Consider the following 22064-nt stretch of genomic DNA (forward strand, 5'->3'; position numbering starts at 1 on the left):
GCAGCGGGTCGAGACTGACGATGCATGATGTCATGGCGTGTCCCGCATCGCCAGCGTCGAAGCCAGCACGCCACGCTTCGTGAGCGATCTGCATGCCGATTGTCATCGTGTCCCTTTCGAGTACGGGAACGGCGCCGGCGCTTGCTGCTGCCAGGCAGCCTGCTGCGCTTTGGGGGACGGCCACGCGGGTGCCAAGCAGTTGGGGCGAAGGTTACCGGTTGGCATCGATCCGCGTGCTCGTACCAACACAGCCGCCGGCTGTGAGGCACTTTGAAGGGGCGAGGGATCGCGCGGCGCGGTACTTCGCGTTCGTCGCGCAAGTACGAAGGGTGGCCGGTCGCTCGACGCTCCAGCGTTATTGCGGCAACGCGGAGCGTTAGTCGCGAATCCAGCGTTTCTGGCCATGAAGCTTGCAGCCCTGAATGCTGACGTGAGGAACAAGAGTAACAAGAAAATGTCCCATCAACTTGACGGAACATCGTTGGGCAACCAGAGGTAGGATTGACTTTATCTCGACATGCACATCGAGTTAGAAAGGACCGTTCATCATGGATCCTTTTGGAGATATTCTGGTCGGGGTGAGAGGATTCGAACCTCCGGCCTCTACGTCCCGAACGTAGCGCTCTACCAGGCTAAGCTACACCCCGAATTGGATCACTTCAGCATTTTCGTCTTTTTCAAGACTGGCGCGATGCTGAATAAGAGCATAATTCTAGCAGCGATTCTTTGAATTGGGAATCGGGAAATGAAAAAATGGCGCGCGCCGCAGCCTGTGCCTCCGCTTCGGCGCAACGCAGCGTGTGGTCAAGCGCGCCCGACTCGGTGATGGCGGTGAAAATCGTGTCGAAACGGTCGGTGCCGCCGTGCTCGATGGCGTCCCGAGCCAACCGCGCCTGCTCGGCGGTGCCGTGCTCGATCAGGTAGATCAGCGGTAGCGTCGGCTTGCCTTCGCGCAGGTCGTCGCCGGCATTCTTCCCCATTGACTCGGGCGTGCCTGTGTAATCGAGCCAGTCGTCCATGATCTGAAAGGCGGTGCCGATCGTGCGGCCAAACTCAGCCGCGGCGGCTTCCATCGCGGGTGGCGCGCCGGCGATGACCGCGCCTAACTGGGCCGCCGCCTCGAACAGCTTGGCGGTCTTGTAGCGGATCACTTGCATGTAGCGTGCTTGATCCACGTCCGGATCATGCATGTTCAGCAACTGCAACACTTCGCCTTCCGCGATCACGTTGGTGGCGTCTGACAGGATCTGCATCACGCGTAGGTTGTCGCACGCGACCATCATCTGGAACGCGCGCGAATACAGGAAATCGCCGACCAGCACGCTGGCTGAGTTGCCAAATAGCGCATTGGCGGTTTGCTTGCCGCGCCGCAACTGTGATTCATCGACCACGTCGTCATGGAGCAGCGTCGCCGTGTGGATGAACTCGATGACCGCCGCGAGCTCGTGTCGGTGGCCGCTGCGCTCTCCCAGTGCGTTTGCCACCAGCAACAGCAGGGCGGGGCGCAGGCGCTTGCCGCCCGCCCCGATGATGTATTCGGCGATCTGGTTGATCAGGACGACGTCCGACGCGAGCCGCGTGCGGATCACGCGATTGACTTGTTGCATGTCGTCGGCGATCGGCGCAAGCGGGGTGGCCGCGGACGGAGTGGTGGTGGCTGTCAACGACGTAAACTGGAAAAAGGGTGGGTGGAGCAAACCAGGCGAATTATAAGGCACTGGAGCGACCGACCGTGCTTTGCCGACAGCTTGCCGATCATGATCGGCGCGCGCGCCCGCTCGTGTGCGCCGCAATCCGCGGCAGCTTTTGACTTGCGTTAAAAACCTCTATACAATTAAAGGTTTCTGTGCGTAGTGCGCAGGAATGCACGAAGCACGCGACGATGCGTGTTCGAAACAAATGAAGGGGCCCGGGTCCGGGCCGCTTTTCAAGTGAGGTTCAACAATGTACGCGGTCATAAAAACCGGTGGCAAGCAGTACAAGGTCGCTGCCGGCGAAAAATTGAAAGTAGAACAGATACCGGCAGACATTGGCGCTGAAATCACGCTCGACCAGGTGCTCGCGGTAGGCGAGGGCGAATCGATCAAATTCGGTACGCCGCTGGTGGGTGGGGCTTCCGTCAAGGCTACCGTGGTATCACACGGACGGCATGCGAAAGTGACGATCTTCAAGATGCGTCGCCGGAAGCACTACCAGAAGCATGGCGGCCACCGCCAAAATTACACCGAATTGCGCATCGACGCGATTAACGCGTAACGCGCAGGGAGTCCACAGATGGCACACAAAAAGGCAGGCGGCTCGTCCCGGAACGGCCGCGATTCCGAAAGCAAGCGCCTCGGCGTCAAGGTGTTCGGCGGCCAGGCAATCCATGCCGGTGGCATCATCGTGCGTCAACGCGGCACGCGGATGCATGCTGGCGACAACGTCGGGATCGGCAAGGATCATACGCTATTCGCGCTGATCGACGGTCATGTCCGGTTTGCGGTCAAGGGCGCGGCGAAGAAGCACATCGTCAGCGTGGTCCCGGCTGCCTAATACTCGGTGGTTACCACGCGAACTGGCTGACCGGGTCCGGCATCGCGCCGGACTCGCGTCGGTGACGTCGCCCCGGGCTGCCGATGCAGGGCGGGCGTGACAAAGCAAAAGGCCTCGCAATCTGCGGGGCTTTTTTGTTAGTGCTAGCAAGATATATTTTGTAAGTGCTGGTAAGGCATTTTTGAGCGCTGACAAAATCGCGGCGATGGCGGCACGATCGGCGGCTGGTGGCAGCAGGCAAACGGCGTAAGCCGAACGGAGCAATTTGAATGAAGTTCATTGACGAAGCGAGGATCGAGGTCATCGCCGGTGACGGAGGGGATGGCAGCGCATCGATGCGCCGCGAGAAGTTCGTTCCGTTCGGCGGTCCGGATGGCGGTGACGGCGGACGCGGCGGCAGTGTTTACGCTATCGCGGATCGCAACATCAATACGCTGATCGACTACCGGTACGCGAAGAAGCACCAAGCGCGCAACGGCGAGAACGGGCGCGGCTCGGACTGCTACGGTAAGGGCGGCGAAGACATCACGTTGCGCATGCCGGTCGGCACGATGATCACGGATACGGATACCGGTGAGCTGATCGCCGACCTGACTGAGCACGATCAGCGCGTGCTGCTTGCCAAGGGCGGCACCGGGGGGCTCGGCAACCTGCACTTTAAGTCGAGCACGAACCGGGCACCGCGGCAAAAAACCGAAGGCAAGCCGGGCGAGCGCCGCATGCTAAGACTTGAGTTGAAGGTGCTGGCCGATGTTGGTCTGCTAGGTATGCCCAACGCGGGCAAGTCGACTTTCATCGCGTCGGTGTCGAACGCGAAACCGAAGATTGCCGACTATCCGTTCACGACGCTTGCGCCGAACCTGGGTGTGGTGCGGGTCGGACCGGCGAAGAGCTTTGTGATCGCTGATATCCCGGGTCTAATCGAGGGCGCCGCCGAAGGCGCCGGGCTGGGGCACCAGTTCCTACGGCATTTGCAACGCACCAGGATATTGCTGCATCTGGTCGATCTTGCGCCGTTCGATGACGGCGTCGATCCGGTCGCGGAGGCGGACGCGATCGTCAATGAGTTGCGCAAGTATGACGACGCGCTTTACCGCAAGCCGAGGTGGCTGGTATTGAACAAGGTCGACATGATTGCTGAGCATGAGCGCGAGGCGCGGGTGGCCGATTTCGTCGAGCGCTTAGGTTGGCAGGGACCCGTATTCCAAATCTCGGCGCTGACCGGCCTGGGTTGCGAGAATTTGTGTTATGCGGTCTACGACTACTTGAGCGAGACCGGACTGGCGGCGCGCGCGCAGCATGCCGAGGACTTGGCGGCCGACGTGCGGTTCCGGGACGGTGCACAGGCGCCCGACGACGCGACACCACCCGGCGCCGATACACAGTGACTGTTGCCGCTGTGCAAAACGATGCCAAACGGGAACACAGGGACGGCGCAACGATGCGTTCGATCATTGCCGATGCAAAGCGGCTGGTTGTGAAAGTGGGCTCGAGCCTAGTCACTAATGACGGGCGGGGGCTGGATCATGGCGCGATCGGGCGATGGGCCGCGCAAATCGCCGCATTGCGCGAGCAGGGCAAGGACGTGGTGCTGGTCAGTTCCGGCGCGATCGCCGAGGGGATGCAGCGACTAGGCTGGAGCCGGCGTCCACGCGAGATCGCCGAGCTGCAGGCCGCGGCTGCCGTCGGCCAAATGGGGCTGGCACAGGTCTATGAAAGCCGCTTTGCCGAGTATTCGATCCGCACGGCGCAGATCCTGCTCACGCACGCGGACCTTGCCGATCGCGAGCGATACTTGAATGCACGCTCGACGCTGCTCACGTTGCTCAAGCTCGGCGTGGTGCCGATCATCAATGAGAATGACACGGTCGTCACGGATGAGATCAAGTTCGGCGACAATGACACGTTGGGCGCGTTGGTGGCAAACTTGATCGAAGGGGACGCGCTGGTAATCCTAACCGACCAGCGTGGCTTGTACACGGCCGATCCGCGCAAGGACCCTGCCGCGACGCTGGTGCAACAGGCCGACGCCGGCGACCCCGCATTGGAGGCAATGGCCGGTGGCGCCGGCACTAGCATCGGTCGGGGCGGAATGCTGACCAAGATCCTGGCCGCCAAGCGCGCCGCGCACAGCGGCGCGGATACGGTGATCGCAAGCGGTCGCGAGCCGCACGTGCTGGCCCGGCTGGCGGCGGCGGAGCCGATCGGCACACAACTTATTGCGCGGACCGCCCGCATGGCCGCGCGCAAGCAATGGATGGCGGACCACCTGCAAGTGCGCGGCCATGTCGTGATCGACGCGGGCGCGGTCGAGAAGCTGACTTTCGGCGGCAAGAGCTTGTTGCCGATCGGCATCGTCGACGTGCAAGGCATTTTTGCCCGCGGCGAGGTGATTGCGTGCCTAGACGAAGCGGGCCGCGAGGTGGCGCGTGGGTTGACGAACTACAGTAGCGCCGAGGCGCGGCTGATTCGCCGCCATCCGAGTGTGCAGATCGAGTCGATTCTCGGTTACATGCTCGAGCCTGAACTGATCCACCGGGACAATCTGGTGATGCTGTAGCGCCAGCGAGGTGCACGCATCGCGACGCACCCGCGATGCGTGAAGCCGGTCGGGCTTGCGTTGGGAGTGCGCTATTGATAGCGCGATGCGGCGATCCGCTTGTAACGGATATTCTGCACGATCGACGAGGCATTGCCCTGTGGGATCTTGTTCGCGCACATGTAGTCCTGGTATAGCGCGGCCTGATACGCGTTCAGCTGGCTGTTTTCGATGCGCCGCCAGCCGTTTGCCGCGCCCCGGTCCCATTGTTCGCCGCTATCGTCGGCGGCCGCATAACGGCGCCATTCATAGGTTTCGCAACGCAAGCCCTCGTAATAGATATTGCGTGCACCTCGCGGGCTCGTAATCACGATCGTATAGCGTACGACGCCGTCGGTGCCCACCGACACGGACGGCGCGTCGACGGCGAACCGCAGGTTCGTCGTCGCGGAGACCTCGAATGGCAGCAGGTCCGCGGCGCGCGGCATCAGCGGCAACTGATCGACCTGGGTCTCGACCCAGTTCTGCGTGCGCTCGAGCAGATAGATGAAGTCCTGGCCAGGCTTGGGCCCCTGGTCTGGCGACGGGGACGAGCACGCGCCGAGCAGCGCGGCGGCGGTGGTCGTGCCGATCAGGGCGGCGATGCGGCGCGAACTGGGGCGCGAGAAACGGGCAGGCGGGCAGACGCGTTTCAAGACAGATTCCTGGCACAAAAGGTAGTGTATTAAAGCACAAGGGCTGCGGTCCGGATGCCAATCTCCGGAGCGCAGTCCTAGGCGGTCTGCCAACGCGACTACGCGCCGCCAGGCAAACGCATGCGGCAGTCATGGTCGTGGCTTGATGCCGACCGGCTCGACGACCAGCGTCGCGGCGGCCACGTCCAACACCGCGGTCGCCGCGCGGCCTGAGTTCAGTTTGGCGCCGGGCTCGGCGTTCGAACATACCGTCTCGATCGCTACCGTGACCATTTTGGCATTCGCCTTTGGATGGCGAACACTCGGGTGCGACGCAGAACGTTCATGGCGTCCGGACTGCCGTCGCACGAAGCGAGAAAGCTCGGCCAGCGCCATCTGGTATACATCTCTCTTGAACTCGATCACGGCGTCCAGCGGCACCCAGTAGCTGTTCCAGCGCCACGCATCAAACTCCGGATGATCGGTCGCGCGCAGGCAGATGTCGCAATCGCGTCCGATCATGCGCAACAGAAACCAGATCTGCTTCTGTCCTCGATAGTGACCGCGGACCTCACGCTTGATGTACTTGTCGGGCACCTCATAACGCAACCAGTCGCGCGTGCGACCGATGACCTTGACGTGCTCGGGTTTCAAACCGGTTTCTTCGTGCAACTCCCGAAACATCGCTTGCAAGGGCGTCTCACCGTACTTGATGCCGCCTTGCGGAAACTGCCAGGAATGCTCACGCAGCCGTTTGCCCCAAAACACCTCGTTGCGCGCGTTCAAGAGGATGATGCCGACGTTCGGGCGAAAGCCTTCACGATCCAGCATACAACCACCTTCGAATCCTTTAAAATTGCTTTGATTATAAACAGTTAATGGGCGCCGTGCGACCCGGCTGGAGTCGGGTGTGCCGGCGCCCTCGTTTTGGAACCCGTCAAGAATGAAAGCTTCGCGTTTTTTCATCGGCACGCTGAAGGAAGCGCCGGCCGATGCCGAGATCGTCAGTCACCAATTGATGGTCAGGGCGGGGATGATTCGCCGCGTCGCCGGCGGTATCTACAACTACATGCCGATCGGGTTGCGCTCGATCCGCAAGGTGGAGGCGATCGTACGCGAGGAGATGAACCGCGCGGGCGCCGTCGAGCTGTTGATGCCGGCGGTGCAGCCGGCCGAGCTATGGCAGGAATCGGGCCGCTGGGAGCAATATGGCCCCGAACTGCTGCGCGTGAAGGACCGCCACGACCGCGACTTCGTCGTCGGACCGACTCATGAGGAAGTGATCACCGATATCGCGCGCAAAGAGATCAAGAGCTACCGCCAGATGCCGGTGAATTTCTACCAGCTACAGACTAAGTTCCGCGATGAGATCCGCCCCAGGTTCGGCGTAATGCGGGGGCGTGAGTTCATCATGAAGGATGCGTATTCGTTCGATCGCGACCATGCCGGGCTGCAGCTCTCGTACCAGAAGATGTACGACGCGTACGTGAGGATCTTCACGCGCTTGGGGCTCGAATTCCGCGCGGTGGCGGCCGACAACGGCTCGATCGGCGGCACCGGGTCGCACGAATTTCATGTGATCGCCGCGACCGGCGAGGATGCGATCGCGTATTGCCCGAACTCAGACTATGCGGCCAATGTTGAGGCTGCCGAAGCCGTGTCGTTGATCGCGTCGCGCGCGGCGCCAAGCGAACCGCTGACAAAAAAGGCCACGCCGGGCAGGGCGAAATGCGAGCAGGTGGCCGATTATTTGGGTATTGCGTTGGAGCGCACGATCAAGTCGATCGTACTGGCCGTGGACAATGAGGGCACCGACCCGACGATTTGGCTGCTGCTGCTGCGCGGTGACCATGAACTGAACGAAGTCAAGGCTGGCAAGGTGCCGGGGCTGGCCGGCTATCGGTTCGCCACCGAGCAGGAGATCGTCGATTGGTTCGGCGCGCCACCCGGCTATTTGGGGCCGCTGAACACGCGCAAGCCGGTGAAGGTGGTCGCGGACCGCACCGTGGCGAACATGAGCGACTTCGTTGTTGGCTCGAACGAGATGGACTACCATACGACGGGGGTCAATTGGGGCCGCGACTTGCCGGAGCCGGCAGTGGCGGACTTGCGCAACGTGCGCAAGGGCGACCCATCACCGGACGGCCGCGGCGAGCTCGACCTATGCCGTGGCATCGAGGTCGGACATGTATTCCAGCTTGGCACGAAGTACTCGCAAGCCATGGGCGCGACGTTTCTGGACGAGAGCGGCAAGCCGGCACCGATGATGATGGGGTGCTATGGGATCGGCATCACGCGGATCCTTGGTGCGGCGATCGAGCAGAACTTTGACGAGCGCGGCATCATCTGGCCGCAGGCTATCGCGCCATTTCATCTGGTGCTGTGCCCGATGGGCTACGAGCGCAGCGACGCGGTGCGCGAGCAGGCACACAAGCTCTATGACGAACTGCTCGACGCGGGTATTGACGTGATCCTAGACGACCGGGGCGAGCGTCCCGGCGTGATGTTCGCGGATTGGGAGCTAATCGGCGTGCCACACCGGCTCGTGATTGGCGAGCGCGGTCTGAAGGACGGCAAGATCGAGTATCAGGGCCGCCGCGATAGGGAGCCGACGCTGTTACCGCTCGAACAGGCGGCAGCATGGGTGGTCGAGCGGGTGCGCGCGGCACTGGCACGCTGACGGACTACGGCCGTGCAATACACATTCTTATCCGCAACGGTCCTGCTGATCCTGATCACGGATCCGTTGGGTAATATCCCATTGTTCATCAATGCGTTGCGCAACGTTGCGCGGGAGCGGCGCCCGAAGGTGATCTTGCGTGAAGTGGCGATCGCGTTCGTCATCCTGGTGATATTTATGATCGCCGGCGACACGTTCCTGCGCATGATGCACCTGACGGATCTGTCGTTGCGGCTGGCGGGCGGGATCGTGCTGTTTCTGATCGCGCTTCGAATGATCTTCCCGCACGCGGAAGGTCCGTCTGGCAGCGAGCCGCTCAGCGAGCCGCTGATTGTGCCGCTTGCGATTCCGGCGCTGGCGGGACCATCAGCCATCGCGACCGTCATGCTGCTGACGTCGCACGCGCCGGGCAAGATGTTCGAATGGATCGGCGCGCTCACGGTGACGATGGCCGTGTGTGCGATCGTGCTGCTGCTGGCCGAGAAGATCCAGCGATGGATCGGCGCGCGCACCGTTGCGGCATTTGAGCGGTTGATGGGGCTCGTGTTGGTCGCGATTTCGGTGGAGATGGTCCTTGAGGGTATTCGGATCTTCGCGCGACAGCTTTAAAGGTCGCGGTCCGAAGCGAAACAGTCGGGCCGACGCGGTGGCCGGCACCGAGCTTAGGCGTCGCCTTTCAGCGCGCGGATCGCGGACAGGTTGCGCCAATACCCGTTGACGTCCATCCCGCAGCCGAACACATAGCGGTCCGGCACTTGCACACCACAGAAATCGGGGCGCAGCGGCTTGGTTTTTGCAATGAGCTTCTCGCACAGCACCGCGCTGGCGAAGCGACGCGCGCCCTTCTCGAGGATCCGGTTTCGGATCGCCGCCATCGTTTCGCCTTCGTCCAGGATGTCGTCGAGCACCAGCACGACTCGGTCCTTGACGGATTCGGCCGGTGCCACGCGCCACTGCATGTCATGGCCGCGCGTCGTGTTGCGATAGCGGGTCAAATGGATGTAGTCGAACTCGAGCGGGAAGTCCAGATGCGGCAGCAGCATGCCGGTGAACACCGCGGCACCGCCCATCACGGACAGCACAAGCGGGAACTCGTCACTCATCGCGTCGCGGATTGCAACGGCCATCCGCTGGATCGACGCCGCCACGTCGGCGGACGATACGATCTCTTCGGAGTGGCGGAAAATGTCTAGGGCTTCTTCGCGGTTCATCGGGATCTCGGCGAGGGGCCTAATAGAGAGTGTGTGAATCGAAAAACGGTGCGGGCTCCACAGAGAAAACCCGCGATGGCAGCCGACGCGGCGGCTTGGCTTATCGCAGCCCGGGCAGCATGCCTTTCATGCCGCGCATCATCTTCTGCAGGTTGCCGCCCTTGAGCTGCTTCATCATGCCGCGCATCTGTTCGAACTGATTCAGCATCCGGTTGACTTCCTGCACCTGTACGCCGGCGCCAGTCGCGATGCGTCGCTTGCGGCTTGCTTTGATCAGTTCCGGCTTGGCGCGCTCGGCCGGCGTCATCGAATTGATGATGCCTTCCATGCGGCGCATCTGTTTTTCGGCCTGAGACATGTCGGCGTTGCCAGCAGCCTGCTGCAATTGTGCCGGCAGCTTGTCCATCAGCGTCGATAAGCCGCCCATTTTCTTCATTTGCGACAGTTGGGCGCGAAAGTCATTCAGATCAAAAGCGCCGCCTTTCTTGACCTTTTCGGCAAGCTTCTGCGCGGCCTGCACGTCCACGCCGCGCTGCGCCTCCTCGACCAGCGCCAGGATGTCTCCCATGCCCAGGATTCGGTTGGCCATCCGTTCCGGGTAGAACGTCTCTAGGCCATCGAGTTTCTCGCCGACGCCGACGAACTTGATCGGCCGGCCCGTCACGTGGCGCACCGACAACGCTGCGCCGCCGCGCGAGTCGCCATCGAGCTTGGTCAACACGACGCCGGTGAGCGGCAGCGCATCATTGAAGGCCTTCGCGGTATTGACCGCGTCCTGGCCAAGCATCGCATCGACGACGAACAGTGTTTCGGCCGGCTCGAGCTGCGCGTGCAACGCGGCGATTTCCTGCATCATCACATCATCGATGCCGAGCCGGCCCGCCGTGTCCACGATCAATACGTCATGGTAGTGCCGCTTGGCCCAGTCCAATGCGTCTCGCGCGATATCCAGCGGCTTTTGGTCGGGTTGGGACGGGAAGCACTCCGCGCCGACTTGCTCGGTGACGGTTTTCAGCTGCGCGATCGCCGCGGGTCGGTAGACATCGCACGATACGGTGAGGACTTTCTTCTTCTGCTTCTCGCGCAGCAGCTTGGCCAACTTGCCGACCGTCGTGGTCTTGCCGGCGCCTTGCAGACCCGCCATCAAGATCACCGCTGGGGGCGTGACCGCCAGGTTCAACTCGGCCGCTTTGCCCTCGTAGTCGCCGCCGATCACTGCGGTCAGTTCGCGTTGCACGACACCGACCAGTGTCTGGCCGGGGGTCAAGCTACTAATCACTTCCTCACCGAGCGCCTTTTCCCGGATCTTCGCGATAAACTCGCGCACGACCGGCAGCGCGACGTCCGCCTCGAGCAGTGCCAGGCGCACCTCGCGCAGCATCTCTTGTGTGTTGGCCTCGGTGAGCCGGGCTTCCCCGCGTAGCGTCTTCACGACGCGCGCCATACGTTGTGTGAGATTGTCGAGCATGGAAGTTACGTGCGATTCGCCGCGCATCGACGCGAGCCCGGGCGGGTGACGCGGTCCGGGTGCATCAAGACGCACGGGGCAGCGGGATCCGGGCCGGCGGCGGGGCGCTGGTGTAAACTATAAATAACTATGCACATTGTACTGTATGCCCTCACCGCGCTTCTGTATGGCGGCCTTGGCGTTGCCGCCTGGCGCTCGCATCGGCATATGCGCGATCCGAATGGCGTGCTGCTGGCCACGGCGCCGGCAGTCGCGTTGGCGGCGACGCCCGGCCGCGTCGCCAGCGTCGGCACGTCACCGGTGGCGCGCGCGGTGCTGTTCGCCGCGCTGGTGCTGCACGGGGTGTTGCTGCATATGACGATCTTCCCGGCTGACGCGATGGTGTTCGGTTTCGCATTCGCGCTGTCGGCGATGCTGTGGCTTGGCGCGGGCATCTACTGGATCGAGAGTATCTTTTTCCGGCTCGACGGGTTGCGCCTGCTGCTGATGCCGATTGCCTGCGTGGCTACGCTGCTGCCGCTGCTGTTCGGCGGCGTACATGTGCTGGCCTATGCGGCGGACCCGCTGTTCAAGGTCCATTTTGTGTTGGCTAATGTCGCGTATGGGTTGCTGGCGATTGCCGCGTTGCATGCGATCTTGATGTTGCTCGTCGAGCGCCGGCTGCACGCGCTACGCGGCGTGGCCGGACGGCGCACGCCGGGGCCACCCGCGCGTGACTGGTTATCGAGTTGGTTCGATACGCTGCCACCGTTGTTGACGCTGGAAAAATTGCTGTTCCGCCTGATCGCCGCTGGTTTCGTGCTGCTGACACTGGCGCTGATCAGCGGCGTGTGGTTCAGCGAGCAACTGATCGCCCAGGCCGTCAAGCTGGATCACAAGACCGTGTTCGCGTTCGTATCGTGGTTCATGTTCGGCGCGTTGCTCATGGGCCGTCGTTGGCGCGGCTGGCGCGGTCGCGCCGCGTTGCGTTGGGTGCTGGCGTCGTTCGCGGCGCTGCTGCTCGCGTATGTCGGCAGCCGCTTCGTGCTGGAAGTGCTGCTGCATCGCGCGGTGGTCTGATTGACGCAGTTGGCTCGCGTCAACATCTGAGTCGTTTCCTGTGTGCTTATTCGTTCGTCATGGCCCGCATCCTCTTTTGGCTTTTTGTGATTCTCGCCATCCAGTGGTTGTGGCGCCAGGTCGCGCGTCGTGATCGGCCGCACGTCAGCCACGGATCCGAGGCGGGACGGGAATCCATGCGCCCGCAGGCCGACCGTGGTCGCGCCGATGGCGCGACCGGCACACGGCGCACCGGTGCCGCCGGTGGCGGCGCGCTGCCGGAGGCCGTAGTGCGCTGCGCACAGTGCGGCGTACACGTACCGGTGAGTGATACGGTGTCGGTAGAGGGCCGGCCCTTTTGTTCCAACGAGCATGCTGTCCGCTACGCGGCCCGGCCGGCCGGGCACGATAATGCGCGGTGAGCGGGCAGTGTGTGCAGCGCACAGACTCGTGAACGGCGACGCGGCGGCAACGAACTGCGCGGCGTGCCAGACGACCGGCCCGATGACTGGCCCGATGGCGGGCGCGCCGTGCGGCGAGGGCGCCACCGCGCCGGCGCGCATCGTGGTTGATGTGCGAGGGTGGGTCTGGTCTGCTCAGCATACGCCGTGCACGAATTTCGATGCGCGTCCCACAGGCGTCGAGCCGACGCTCGTGGTGGTGCACAACATCAGTCTGCCGCCGGGGCAGTTCGGCGGTGACGCGGTGGCGGCGCTGTTCCTCAACCAACTCGATTGCGACGCGCACCCGTACTACGCACGACTGCGCGGGCTGCGCGTATCGGCGCACTTTTTCGTGCGGCGGGATGGCAAATTGCTGCAATTCGTCTCGTGCAATGAGCGTGCGTGGCATGCTGGCGCGTCGAGTTTCGCCGGTCGCGAGCGCTGCAACGATTTTTCGATCGGCATCGAACTGGAGGGCTCGGACGAGCACGTGTTCGAGGCGCCGCAGTACGACACGCTGACACGATTGTGCGCCGCACTGTGTGAACGCTATCCCATCACCGCGCTGGCGGGCCATGCGGACATTGCGCCGGGTCGCAAGACCGACCCGGGGCCGCATTTCGACTGGCATCGATTGCGCGCGCAGCTTGCGCTGCCGGCGACGTTTTTCCCCTATCTGCGCTGAACATGTGGCGCTTGGCTGCACGCCGCGACCGCAGCGCATGCGGCGCATCCGCGCTTGCATGGCGGCGAGCCCGCAACCGGCGGCGCATGCCAAAAAGTCAAGTCTCCGGACGCAAATTTATTCGTGGAATCCGGGGCAATTTTCCACTATAGTTGGTGTGTGGCGGCTGCACTGCTACTAGATATTGTGGTTTTTTGGCGGCGCCTCGTTTCCAGCGACGGCGCCGCATTGCTTTCTCAGACATCGTTTTCAGGGCGCCGCGGCACCGCGACAATACGCCGTGCCACGCCCCGCTCGTTCCAAGAACGCGGATTCACCGCACGACACAAGATCAGGAGTTTTGCCCATGCAAACCACCGAGAACGTCACGTCCCAACAGTCCAGTGCCGCAGCCGGCTTACCGCATGGCGGTGACGCTGCGCCTGGCGCGCGCGCATTGGCGCCGCAGGCGACGCTTGCTGACTACAAGGTCATTCGCCGCAACGGGAGTGTGGTGTCGTTCGAGCCATCCAAGATCGCGATCGCGGTGACCAAGGCTTTCCTCGCCGTTAATGGCGGGCAGGGCGCCGCGTCGGCACGCGTGCGCGAATTGGTCGAGACGCTGACGCAGGCGGTCGTGCGCGCACTCGTGCGCAGTCGGCCGAACGGCGGCACGTTCCATATCGAAGACATTCAAGACCAGGTCGAGCTCGCGCTGATGCGCGCTGGCGAGCACAATGTCGCTCGCGCTTACGTGCTGTATCGCGAGAAACGCGCCGCGGAGCGCGCACACGAGGTGGCACAACAGCCGGCGCAAGGCGGGTTGAACGTCAACGACAACGGCATCGTGCGACCTTTGGATCTTGCCGCGTTGCGCAACGTGATCACGGCCGCTTGCGACGGGCTCGGCGAGGCGGTCAGCGCGGAGCCGATCGTCGCCGAAACGGTCAAGAATCTTTACGACGGCGTGCCGTTGTCGCAGGTCTACGATTCGGCGATCCTTGCCGCGCGCACAATGATCGAGAAGGACCCGGCCTACAGTCAGGTCACCGCGCGGCTACTATTGCATACGATTCGCCGCGAGATCCTCGGTGAGGAGGTGCTGCAGTCCGACATGGGTGCACGCTATGCGGAGTATTTCCCGCAGTTCTTGAAGCGAGGCGTCGAGGCTGAATTGCTTGACGAGAAGCTGCTGCAGTTCGACTTGAAGAAGTTAGGCGACGCGCTGGATGCGTCGCGCGATCTGAAATTCGGTTACCTTGGGCTGCAGACGCTGTACGATCGTTACTTCCTGCACGTGGACGGGCAGCGCATTGAAATGCCGCAGGCCTTCTTCATGCGGGTGGCGATGGGGCTTGCGCTGAACGAAATCGACCGCGAGGCGCGGGCGATTGAGTTCTACAATGTGCTGTCGACGTTCGATTTCATGAGCTCGACGCCGACGCTGTTCAATTCCGGTACGCGCCGCTCGCAACTGTCATCGTGCTACCTGACGACCGTCGCGGACGACTTGGACGGCATCTATGAGGCACTGAAGGAAAACGCGTTACTGTCTAAGTTCGCCGGTGGGCTCGGCAACGATTGGACTCGCGTGCGCGCGCTCGGCTCGCACATCAAGGGCACCAACGGCAAGTCGCAGGGCGTGGTGCCGTTCCTAAAGGTTGTCAACGACACGGCGGTCGCGGTCAACCAGGGGGGCAAGCGCAAGGGCGCGGTGTGTGCGTACCTCGAAACCTGGCATTTGGACATCGAAGAGTTTCTTGAGTTGCGCAAGAACACAGGCGATGATCGCCGCCGCACGCACGACATGAATACCGCGAACTGGATCCCGGATTTGTTCATGAAGCGGGTGATCGAGGGGGGCGACTGGACGTTGTTCTCGCCTTCGACCTGCCCGGACCTGCATGACAAGTTCGGCGCCGAATTTGAACAGGCGTATGTCGCGTACGAGGAGAAGGCCGCGCGCGGCGAACTGAAGCTGTCCAAGAAGATTCCGGCTGCGCAACTGTGGCGCAAGATGCTCGGGATGCTGTTCGAGACGGGTCACCCGTGGATCACGTTTAAGGACCCCTGCAACGTGCGCTCGCCGCAGCAGCACGTGGGTGTCGTGCATTCGTCGAACCTGTGCACTGAAATCACGTTGAACACGAGCGACAACGAGATCGCGGTTTGCAACCTGGGCTCGGTCAACCTGGTCGCGCACATGAAGCAGGACGCGGACGGTGGCTATGTGCTGGACCACGATAAGCTCAAGCGCACGATCAGCGTCGCGATGCGCATGCTCGACAATGTGATCGATATCAATTACTACGCGGTTGCCAAGGCGCGTAACTCGAACCTGAAGCACCGCCCGGTCGGCATGGGCATCATGGGGTTCCAGGACTGCCTGCACCTGCTGCGCACGCCGTATGCGTCGCAGCAGGCGGTGGAGTTCGCGGACCGCTCAATGGAAGCTGTTTGCTACTACGCGTACTGGGCGTCCACTGAACTGGCGAGCGAGCGCGGCCGGTACTCGTCGTACGGCGGCTCGCTGTGGGATCGCGGAATCCTGCCGCAGGACACGCTGAAGCTGCTCGCCGACTCACGCGGCGGGTATGTCGAGGTCGACTCGTCCGAAACGATGGACTGGGCTGCGCTGCGCGAGCGCATCGCCACGCATGGCATGCGCAACTCGAACTGCGTCGCGATCGCGCCGACCGCAACGATTTCGAACATCATTGGCGTGTCTGCGTGCATCGAGCCGACGTTCCAAAACCTGTATGTGAAATCGAATTTGTCGGGTGAATTCACGGTCGTCAACGAATACCTGGTGCGTGACCTGAAGGCGCACGGGCTCTGGGACGAAGTGATGGTGGCCGATTTGAAGTACTTCGATGGATCGCTGGCGCGCATTGATCGTATTCCCGCCGATCTGCGCGCGACGTATGCAACCGCGTTCGAAGTGGATCCGAAGTGGCTCGTGGAAGCGGCGGCGCGCCGGCAGAAGTGGATCGATCAGGCGCAGTCGTTGAACATCTACATGGCCGGTGCGTCGGGCAAGAAGCTGGACGAAATCTACAAGCTCGCTTGGCTGCGCGGCCTGAAGACGACGTACTACCTGCGCACGATCGCCGCGACGCATGTCGAGAAGTCGACGGTTGCGCATGGCGCGCTCAATGCGGTGCCATCCAGCGACGGTGGGGGGGGCGCGATGCATGGCGCGGGTGGCGTGTCGGGCAGCGCGACGGCACATAACGCCGGTGTGCACGCCGCTGCTGATGCGGGATCACAAGATGAGATCGCGGGACCGGTTTGCATGCTGCGTCCTGGCGATGCAGGCTTCGACGAGTGCGAAGCGTGCCAGTGATGCGTTGGCGTGTGAGCATGCTCGACCGTGTTGTCTGAAACTGCTCGCGGGCATACTGCATGCGGCACACGATAGGGCACGTGACAAGCGCTGCTTTGCACGCATCGCGCGTGCATCATGCGACGCGCGATGCGTGGTGACCGCGTGTAGGGTAGGTGCGGCGAGTGCGATGAAACGGATGGTGCACTTGCCGCGCCGATCGATATGAAGCAATGCGTCGATCCGGGTCGTGATGCAACCGATGCGAAGGCTTCGACGATCACATCGATCAAAGTGTTGTATGAAGGTCTCAATGCGAGATCAAAAGAGCGTTTTTCATTAGCGGACTCTTTTATCGCTGGTGAAAAGATGGTACAAACCGATCTAAATTGATGGTGACATTTATGCTCAACTGGGATGACGAGATGACTGCCGTAACTCCCCCGAGCGTTCCGCAACCGACGGTGCGAGAAACGACGGCGACTGGAGCCATGGCATCGTCCGCCGAGTACGCAGCGCAAGCTGCGAGTACGCCCGCTCCGTTGGCACAGGATATCTTGACGCGCGATGTCGCTGTCGCGCCGGGCCAGCAACCGAACGCGTCGCCGGCGCCCGCACCCGAGGCCCGCGTGAACGTGGCCGACAAGCGGATTATCAACGGCAAGACCGACGTCAATCAGCTCGTGCCGTTCAAATACAAGTGGGCGTGGGAGAAGTACCTCGCCGGTTGCGCGAACCACTGGATGCCGCAGGAAATCAACATGTCCCGCGACATCGCGCTCTGGAAGGATCCGAACGGGCTGACCGACGATGAGCGCCGTATCGTCAAGCGTAATCTGGGTTTCTTCGTCACGGCCGATTCGCTGGCGGCGAACAACATTGTGCTCGGCACGTATCGCCACATCACCGCGCCTGAATGCCGCCAGTTCCTGCTGCGCCAGGCATTCGAGGAAGCGATTCATACGCACGCGTACCAATACATCGTCGAGTCGCTCGGCTTGGATGAGGGCGAGATCTTCAATGCGTACCACGAGGTGTCATCGATCCGCGCGAAGGACGAATTTCTGATTCCGTTCATCCATACGTTGACCGATCCGTCGTTCAAGACCGGCACGCTCGAGGCGGACCAGAAACTGCTGAAGTCGTTAATCGTCTTTGCGTGTGTAATGGAGGGATTGTTCTTCTACGTCGGGTTCACGCAAATACTGTCGTTGGGTCGGCAGAACAAGATGACCGGTGCCGCCGAGCAGTACCAGTACATCTTGCGCGACGAGTCGATGCACTGCAACTTCGGCATTGACCTGATCAACCAGATCAAGCTTGAGAACCCGCATTTGTGGACGCCAGCATTGCGCGAGGAGATTCGCGGCTTATTCAAGCATGCAGTCGAGCTCGAGTACCGGTATGCGGAGGACACGATGCCGCGCGGCGTGCTGGGCTTGAACGCTGGCATGTTCAAAAGCTATTTGCGATTCATCTGCAATCGACGCTGCCAGCAGATTGGCTTGGAGCCGTTGTTCCCGAACGAGGAAAATCCGTTTCCGTGGATGAGCGAGATGATCGACTTGAAGAAGGAGCGCAACTTCTTCGAGACGCGAGTGATTGAATATCAAACGGGTGGCGCGTTGAGTTGGGAATGACGCGCACCCATGAATAGGCAGGGGTGTGCGGCACGCGATGGCGGCGATGACGCCGCCGCGTGTGCCACACGGGTTAAGGAGAAGTGCCGCCTGATGCAATGTGTGCCTGACCGCCTGGATAGCCGACTGACGATGAACGGCACTGTGCGAACCCTTCAATGGGATGGGCAAACTACCCCCGGAAAAGCCTCCGGCCGCGGTGTCGCGCGCCGGACTGCTTCAAATCATTCGCCGGCAACGATGCCGGTCGTGTTTTGGCGTACGCAGCCGCTGGGTCGGTCTCGTGCGCCTTGCCGCATTCATTAGCGTAAGCAGGATGCAGGTGCGTACGCCGATGAATAATCCGCTTCGCAGCAACCGCGTTGAAAAAACGCGTTGGCGGGAAGCGGGTTTTGACGAAGGGTGTTTGTAACGCTCATCTGAACCTGAAGGAGAAAAAGATGGCTACTGCGAAGAAAAAACCGGCTGCGAAGAAAGCAGCAGCAAAACCCGCTGTGAAGAAGGTTGCGGCGAAGAAGGTAGCACCGGCGAAAGCGGCGTCGGCGAAGAAGGCGGCACCGGCCAAGAAAGCAGCACCGGCTAAGAAGGTTGCCGCCAAGAAGGTCGCGGCGAAAAAGGTCGCGGCCAAGAAAGCAGCACCGGCCAAGAAGGTCGCCGTGAAGAAGGTTGCGGCGAAGAAGGTGGCCGTGAAGAAGGTCGCCGTGAAGAAGGTCGCCGTGAAGAAGGTCGCGGCCAAGAAGGTCGCCGTGAAGAAGGTCGCTGCAAAGAAGGTCGCTGCAAAGAAGGTCGCTGCAAAGAAGGTCGCTGCAAAGAAGGTCGCGGCGAAGAAGGCGGTGCCGGCCAAGAAAGCTGCAGTCAGAAAGGTCGCCGCGAAGAAGACACCGGCGAAGAAGGCTGCGGCCAAGAAGCCGGCCGCGAAGAAGGCGGCGGCCAAGAAGGCTGCCGCTGCCCCTGCTGCCCCCGCGACGCCGACGCCGGCTGCGCAGGTCAATGCGGTGAAGACCGCGTTGAACCCGGCTGCGGCATGGCCGTTCCCAACTGGCGGCCGTCCGTAATCGACACGTCGAATGGGGCCGGTGCGTTACGACGCGCCGGCGCGCCAAGCGTATGACATCCCGCACTGGGCGCGCGCCCGGTGCGGGATGTTTTTTCAATGCGTCACGCGCGTGATGCCGCCCGCGGACAGCAACCGGATGCGATCGCCGGCGCGGAATACCTCGCCGGTGGCCGCCTGCGTGATCGAGCGCAGGTCGCCGTTATCGAGCCGTACCGTAATTTCCAGGCCGTTAGAAGTGCCGGCCCGTTGAGCCACGGCATTGCCTGCCACCGCGCCCGCAATGCCGCCGACAATGCCGGTCAGGAGCGAGCCGCGGCCGCCCCCGATCGAACTGCCCGTCACCGCGCCAAGCGCACCCCCGCCGAGCGTCCCAAGCGCGCCGCCGCCCTCGTTATCCGAAGCGATGTGGACTGCCCGTACGCTTTCCACGGTTCCCATGCGCACGGTCTGTTCACGCTGCGCCTGCGATGTAGTGTAGACGTCGGCCGAGCCAGCGGGCGTAAAGCACGCTGTCAGCGAAAGGCTGGCGGACAGCATCACGACGAGCGTAACGTGTCTGTTGACCATCATCGTTGTTCTCCCATAACTTAAAACAAGCGGTAGCCGAATGCGGTTTCGAAACGAGCGCCGATTTCGGTTCGATTCAATGTGTAGGTTTGTGGTCCTTGATGCGCGATCTTGATCGACCCCATCAGGCTTGCGAGGCGTCCGATGGTGGCCCAGTCCAGGCCCTTTTCGATGCCGTAGAGCAGGCCACTGCGAAAGGCATCGCCACAACCGGTAGGCTCGACGACTTGATCTGCCGGCACGACCGGAATGGTTTCGACGCCGTTGCGGTGATGAATCGTCGCACCCTGCGCACCGAGCGTAATGATCAACGCGTCAACGCGACTGGCGATGTCCGTCACGGACCATCCGGTTTTGTCGCTCAAGAGTTTGGCTTCGTAATCATTGACTGCCACGTAGGTCGCAAGTTCAATCATCCGGCGCAGCTGGGCGCCATCGAGGATCGGTAGCCCTTGGCCCGGATCAAACATGAACGGGATGTTCGCTTGCGCAAATTGCTCCGCATGCTCGCACATGCCTTGAGCACCGTCCGGCGCGACGATGCCGAGCGTGACATCCTGCGCATCACTGATGCGGTTCAGGTGACTCATTAGCATGGCGCCGGGATGAAACGCGGTGATCTGGTTGTTTTCCTGGTCGGTCGTGATCATTGCCTGTGCCGTGTGCGTGTCCGGCAGCACGCGCACGTAATCACGGCGTATGCCCAGCGAGTCGAATCGCTCCAGATAGCGTTGAGCGTCGATTTCGCCGAGCGTCGCCATGATCAGCGGCTCGCCACCCAATAACTTCAGGCCATATGCGATATTCCCCGCGCAGCCGCCAAATTCACGGCGCATGGACGGAACGAGGAAGCTGACGTTTAGGATATGGACCTGGTCGGGCAAGATGTGCTCGCGAAAGTGCCCTTCGAAAGTCATGATGTTGTCGTACGCGAGCGAGCCGCAGATTAGCGTGGCCACAGTGGTGACTCCTTATAATAGGTTGAGTGCCGGATCGCCCCCCGCGCGTATCGCCGGCATGCAGGTGCGTGCTTGCACCGGCTGCCTGACACGATACACTTGTGGCCGCGCGGCCGGTATCGAGCCGGTCGCCCGCGCCGGGTGGCGGCAGGTAGGGCGTTTATTTCAGTGCAGCAAGGGCCGCGTCGTAATTCGGTTCGTTTTTAATTTCCGACACCCGTTCCACGTGCAGCACGTTGTCGTCTCCATCGAGCACGACAACGGCGCGCGCGGTCAAGCCGGCCAGCGGGCCAGTCTTGATGTCCACCCCGTATTGGCTGGCGAAATCTCGGTTACGGAACGTCGAGGCCGTGATCACATTCTCGATGCCTTCGGTTGTGCAAAACCGCGTCGCTGCAAACGGTAAGTCAGCCGAAATCACAATTACGACGGTGTTCTCCAGCTTGCTTGCCGCTTCGTTGAACTTGCGCGTCGATGTTGCGCAGGTGGGCGTATCCAGGCTCGGCACGACGTTCAGGACCTTGCGCTTGCCAGCGAAGTCGTTGAGCTTCACGTCCGCCAGGCCCTTGCCGACCAGTGAGAATGGCGCCGCCTTCTGGCCGACGGCCGGCAGTGTACCGGCGACTTCGATTGGGCTACCCCCGAGAGTGACTTGACTCATGGTTTGCTCCTGCGATAGTGGCGGTGGGCGCTCGGGCCGAGCGCTTGCCGCCGGGTCAATGATGGGGTGGCGTGCACGCTGCGCGTCACGAATAGACAGTCTGCAGCGGTTCCTCTAGTTTGGCATGCAACGGCGTGTCCCGCAGCGTGTGGTTGCGTTGCAGCCGCTGCGGGCGGCAATGCGTCAAGCGCGGCATGCGGCAATATCTGCGGTGCCTGGTTTTCGCCGGTGATCGGCGCGGTATCGCGTAGCGTCGCGTCCGCTGCGTCGTGTTCCAAGTGTGCCCAGGCATGGCCGGTCGTAAGTGCTGGCGCGCGTGCGCGTGCTGGTGCGTTTGCCGTGGCACGCGCGGCTCCGCCGTCTTCGGTGTCCCCTGCGTCGCAGCCGTCGTCGGGTCGCGCGGCAACGTCGGTCAGCAACCAGGGCTCGACTTGCCGGGCCGCACCGTCGAGGATTTCCAGGCAATGGCCACAGCGCACCACGCCGTGGCGCAGTTTCAATTGATCGGCAGTGAGTCGGTAGATGGTAGTACCGCAGCGGAGATAGCGGGTGGCGAGCGTCATGTCAACGGGTTACTCTGAGCCGGCGCATGGCGCGCCGACC

The 22064-nt window shown here is 62.1% G+C and carries 21 protein-coding genes and 1 tRNA gene; 12 read left to right on the forward strand and 10 right to left on the reverse strand.

Going from position 1 to position 22064, the window contains the following annotated elements; genetic code table 11:
* Positions 1-570: 570 nt before the first annotated feature.
* Positions 571-647, reverse strand: a tRNA-Pro gene (locus tag KQH60_RS01820).
* Positions 648-677: 30 nt separating this feature from the next.
* Positions 678-1697, reverse strand: coding sequence for a polyprenyl synthetase family protein (locus tag KQH60_RS01825; protein WP_237574896.1), 1020 nt, complete (start codon positions 1695-1697; stop codon positions 678-680).
* Positions 1698-1944: 247 nt separating this feature from the next.
* On the opposite strand from KQH60_RS01825, the gene rplU reads away from it, so the two are divergent.
* The 4 genes from rplU (at position 1945) to proB (ending at position 5095) form a co-directional block, all read left to right on the forward strand.
* Positions 1945-2256: a 50S ribosomal protein L21 gene (gene rplU, locus KQH60_RS01830; RefSeq protein ID WP_013434098.1), complete on the forward strand. Its 312-nt coding sequence runs from the start codon at positions 1945-1947 to the stop codon at positions 2254-2256.
* An 18-nt stretch (positions 2257-2274) separates the two neighbouring features.
* Complete coding sequence (rpmA, locus tag KQH60_RS01835; RefSeq protein ID WP_104077623.1) at positions 2275-2535, forward strand: 50S ribosomal protein L27; 261 nt, start codon at positions 2275-2277, stop codon at positions 2533-2535.
* Positions 2536-2804: 269 nt separating this feature from the next.
* A complete protein-coding gene (gene cgtA, locus KQH60_RS01840; RefSeq protein WP_237574897.1) occupies positions 2805-3923 on the forward strand; it encodes an Obg family GTPase CgtA in 1119 nt (372 codons plus the stop codon).
* A 53-nt stretch (positions 3924-3976) separates the two neighbouring features.
* Positions 3977-5095 (forward strand): glutamate 5-kinase, encoded by a 1119-nt coding sequence (gene proB, locus KQH60_RS01845; RefSeq protein ID WP_237574898.1) that lies wholly within the window; start codon positions 3977-3979, stop codon positions 5093-5095.
* A 71-nt stretch (positions 5096-5166) separates the two neighbouring features.
* Here proB and KQH60_RS01850 read toward each other — a convergent pair whose 3' ends face one another.
* Together KQH60_RS01850 and KQH60_RS01855 are read right to left on the reverse strand one after the other, a co-directional pair.
* Positions 5167-5682, reverse strand: coding sequence for a CNP1-like family protein (locus KQH60_RS01850; RefSeq protein WP_237574994.1), 516 nt, complete (start codon positions 5680-5682; stop codon positions 5167-5169).
* A 216-nt stretch (positions 5683-5898) separates the two neighbouring features.
* Positions 5899-6579 (reverse strand): RNA pyrophosphohydrolase, encoded by a 681-nt coding sequence (locus KQH60_RS01855; protein ID WP_237574899.1) that lies wholly within the window; start codon positions 6577-6579, stop codon positions 5899-5901.
* A gap of 112 nt (positions 6580-6691) precedes the next feature.
* On the opposite strand from KQH60_RS01855, the gene KQH60_RS01860 reads away from it, so the two are divergent.
* Both KQH60_RS01860 and KQH60_RS01865 read left to right on the forward strand, forming a co-directional pair.
* Positions 6692-8428 (forward strand): proline--tRNA ligase, encoded by a 1737-nt coding sequence (locus tag KQH60_RS01860; RefSeq protein ID WP_237574900.1) that lies wholly within the window; start codon positions 6692-6694, stop codon positions 8426-8428.
* 12 nt (positions 8429-8440) lie between these two features.
* A complete protein-coding gene (locus KQH60_RS01865; protein WP_237574901.1) occupies positions 8441-9037 on the forward strand; it encodes a MarC family protein in 597 nt (198 codons plus the stop codon).
* A gap of 53 nt (positions 9038-9090) precedes the next feature.
* Here KQH60_RS01865 and KQH60_RS01870 read toward each other — a convergent pair whose 3' ends face one another.
* Positions 9091-9639, reverse strand: coding sequence for a hypoxanthine-guanine phosphoribosyltransferase (locus KQH60_RS01870; protein WP_237574902.1), 549 nt, complete (start codon positions 9637-9639; stop codon positions 9091-9093).
* A gap of 100 nt (positions 9640-9739) precedes the next feature.
* Positions 9740-11107 (reverse strand): signal recognition particle protein, encoded by a 1368-nt coding sequence (gene ffh, locus KQH60_RS01875; protein ID WP_237574903.1) that lies wholly within the window; start codon positions 11105-11107, stop codon positions 9740-9742.
* 129 nt (positions 11108-11236) lie between these two features.
* Here ffh and KQH60_RS01880 point away from each other — a divergent pair, with 129 nt between their 5' ends.
* From KQH60_RS01880 to KQH60_RS01905, 6 genes are all read left to right on the forward strand, one after another.
* Positions 11237-12166 (forward strand): inner membrane protein YpjD, encoded by a 930-nt coding sequence (locus KQH60_RS01880; protein ID WP_237574904.1) that lies wholly within the window; start codon positions 11237-11239, stop codon positions 12164-12166.
* Positions 12167-12225: 59 nt separating this feature from the next.
* Entirely contained in the window at positions 12226-12567 is a 342-nt protein-coding gene (locus KQH60_RS01885; RefSeq protein WP_237574905.1) for a PP0621 family protein, read from the forward strand.
* 94 nt (positions 12568-12661) lie between these two features.
* Complete coding sequence (gene ampD, locus KQH60_RS01890) at positions 12662-13273, forward strand: 1,6-anhydro-N-acetylmuramyl-L-alanine amidase AmpD (RefSeq protein ID WP_237574995.1); 612 nt, start codon at positions 12662-12664, stop codon at positions 13271-13273.
* Positions 13274-13619: 346 nt separating this feature from the next.
* A complete protein-coding gene (locus tag KQH60_RS01895) occupies positions 13620-16598 on the forward strand; it encodes a ribonucleoside-diphosphate reductase subunit alpha (RefSeq protein ID WP_237574906.1) in 2979 nt (992 codons plus the stop codon).
* Between the two features lie 383 nt (positions 16599-16981).
* A complete protein-coding gene (locus KQH60_RS01900) occupies positions 16982-18217 on the forward strand; it encodes a ribonucleotide-diphosphate reductase subunit beta (protein ID WP_237574907.1) in 1236 nt (411 codons plus the stop codon).
* 362 nt (positions 18218-18579) lie between these two features.
* On the forward strand, positions 18580-19272 hold the full coding sequence (locus KQH60_RS01905) for a histone H1-like DNA-binding protein (RefSeq protein WP_237574908.1): 693 nt from the start codon (positions 18580-18582) through the stop codon (positions 19270-19272).
* 95 nt (positions 19273-19367) lie between these two features.
* On the opposite strand, the gene KQH60_RS01910 is transcribed toward KQH60_RS01905, so the two are convergent.
* From KQH60_RS01910 to KQH60_RS01925, 4 genes are all read right to left on the reverse strand, one after another.
* Positions 19368-19844: a glycine zipper 2TM domain-containing protein gene (locus tag KQH60_RS01910; protein ID WP_237574909.1), complete on the reverse strand. Its 477-nt coding sequence runs from the start codon at positions 19842-19844 to the stop codon at positions 19368-19370.
* Between the two features lie 17 nt (positions 19845-19861).
* The gene (locus KQH60_RS01915; protein WP_237574910.1) at positions 19862-20800 is read right to left on the reverse strand and encodes a carbohydrate kinase family protein; all 939 of its coding nucleotides are present in this window, start codon (positions 20798-20800) and stop codon (positions 19862-19864) included.
* 160 nt (positions 20801-20960) lie between these two features.
* A complete protein-coding gene (gene tpx, locus KQH60_RS01920; protein ID WP_237574911.1) occupies positions 20961-21461 on the reverse strand; it encodes a thiol peroxidase in 501 nt (166 codons plus the stop codon).
* On the reverse strand, positions 21458-22024 hold the full coding sequence (locus KQH60_RS01925) for an MJ0042-type zinc finger domain-containing protein (RefSeq protein ID WP_237574912.1): 567 nt from the start codon (positions 22022-22024) through the stop codon (positions 21458-21460). The genes tpx and KQH60_RS01925 overlap by 4 nt, the downstream gene beginning before the upstream one ends.
* Positions 22025-22064 lie beyond the last annotated feature (40 nt).

It is taken from the genome of Mycetohabitans sp. B8 (assembly GCF_021991875.1).
GTDB lineage: Bacteria > Pseudomonadota > Gammaproteobacteria > Burkholderiales > Burkholderiaceae > Mycetohabitans.

Bases quoted from the DNA above. Each gene is read 5' to 3' on its own strand.
- rplU (WP_013434098.1), top strand. From the start codon at position 1,945: ATGTACGCGGTCATAAAAACCGGTGGCAAGCAGTACAAGGTCGCTGCC.
- rpmA (WP_104077623.1), top strand. From the start codon at position 2,275: ATGGCACACAAAAAGGCAGGCGGCTCGTCCCGGAACGGCCGCGATTCC.
- cgtA (WP_237574897.1), top strand. From the start codon at position 2,805: ATGAAGTTCATTGACGAAGCGAGGATCGAGGTCATCGCCGGTGACGGA.
- proB (WP_237574898.1), top strand. From the start codon at position 3,977: ATGCGTTCGATCATTGCCGATGCAAAGCGGCTGGTTGTGAAAGTGGGC.
- KQH60_RS01855 (WP_237574899.1), bottom strand. From the start codon at position 6,579: ATGCTGGATCGTGAAGGCTTTCGCCCGAACGTCGGCATCATCCTCTTG.
- KQH60_RS01860 (WP_237574900.1), top strand. From the start codon at position 6,692: ATGAAAGCTTCGCGTTTTTTCATCGGCACGCTGAAGGAAGCGCCGGCC.
- KQH60_RS01870 (WP_237574902.1), bottom strand. From the start codon at position 9,639: ATGAACCGCGAAGAAGCCCTAGACATTTTCCGCCACTCCGAAGAGATC.
- ffh (WP_237574903.1), bottom strand. From the start codon at position 11,107: ATGCTCGACAATCTCACACAACGTATGGCGCGCGTCGTGAAGACGCTA.
- KQH60_RS01880 (WP_237574904.1), top strand. From the start codon at position 11,237: ATGCACATTGTACTGTATGCCCTCACCGCGCTTCTGTATGGCGGCCTT.
- KQH60_RS01885 (WP_237574905.1), top strand. From the start codon at position 12,226: ATGGCCCGCATCCTCTTTTGGCTTTTTGTGATTCTCGCCATCCAGTGG.
- ampD (WP_237574995.1), top strand. From the start codon at position 12,662: ATGGCGGGCGCGCCGTGCGGCGAGGGCGCCACCGCGCCGGCGCGCATC.
- KQH60_RS01895 (WP_237574906.1), top strand. From the start codon at position 13,620: ATGCAAACCACCGAGAACGTCACGTCCCAACAGTCCAGTGCCGCAGCC.
- KQH60_RS01900 (WP_237574907.1), top strand. From the start codon at position 16,982: ATGCTCAACTGGGATGACGAGATGACTGCCGTAACTCCCCCGAGCGTT.
- KQH60_RS01910 (WP_237574909.1), bottom strand. From the start codon at position 19,844: ATGATGGTCAACAGACACGTTACGCTCGTCGTGATGCTGTCCGCCAGC.
- tpx (WP_237574911.1), bottom strand. From the start codon at position 21,461: ATGAGTCAAGTCACTCTCGGGGGTAGCCCAATCGAAGTCGCCGGTACA.
- KQH60_RS01925 (WP_237574912.1), bottom strand. From the start codon at position 22,024: ATGACGCTCGCCACCCGCTATCTCCGCTGCGGTACTACCATCTACCGA.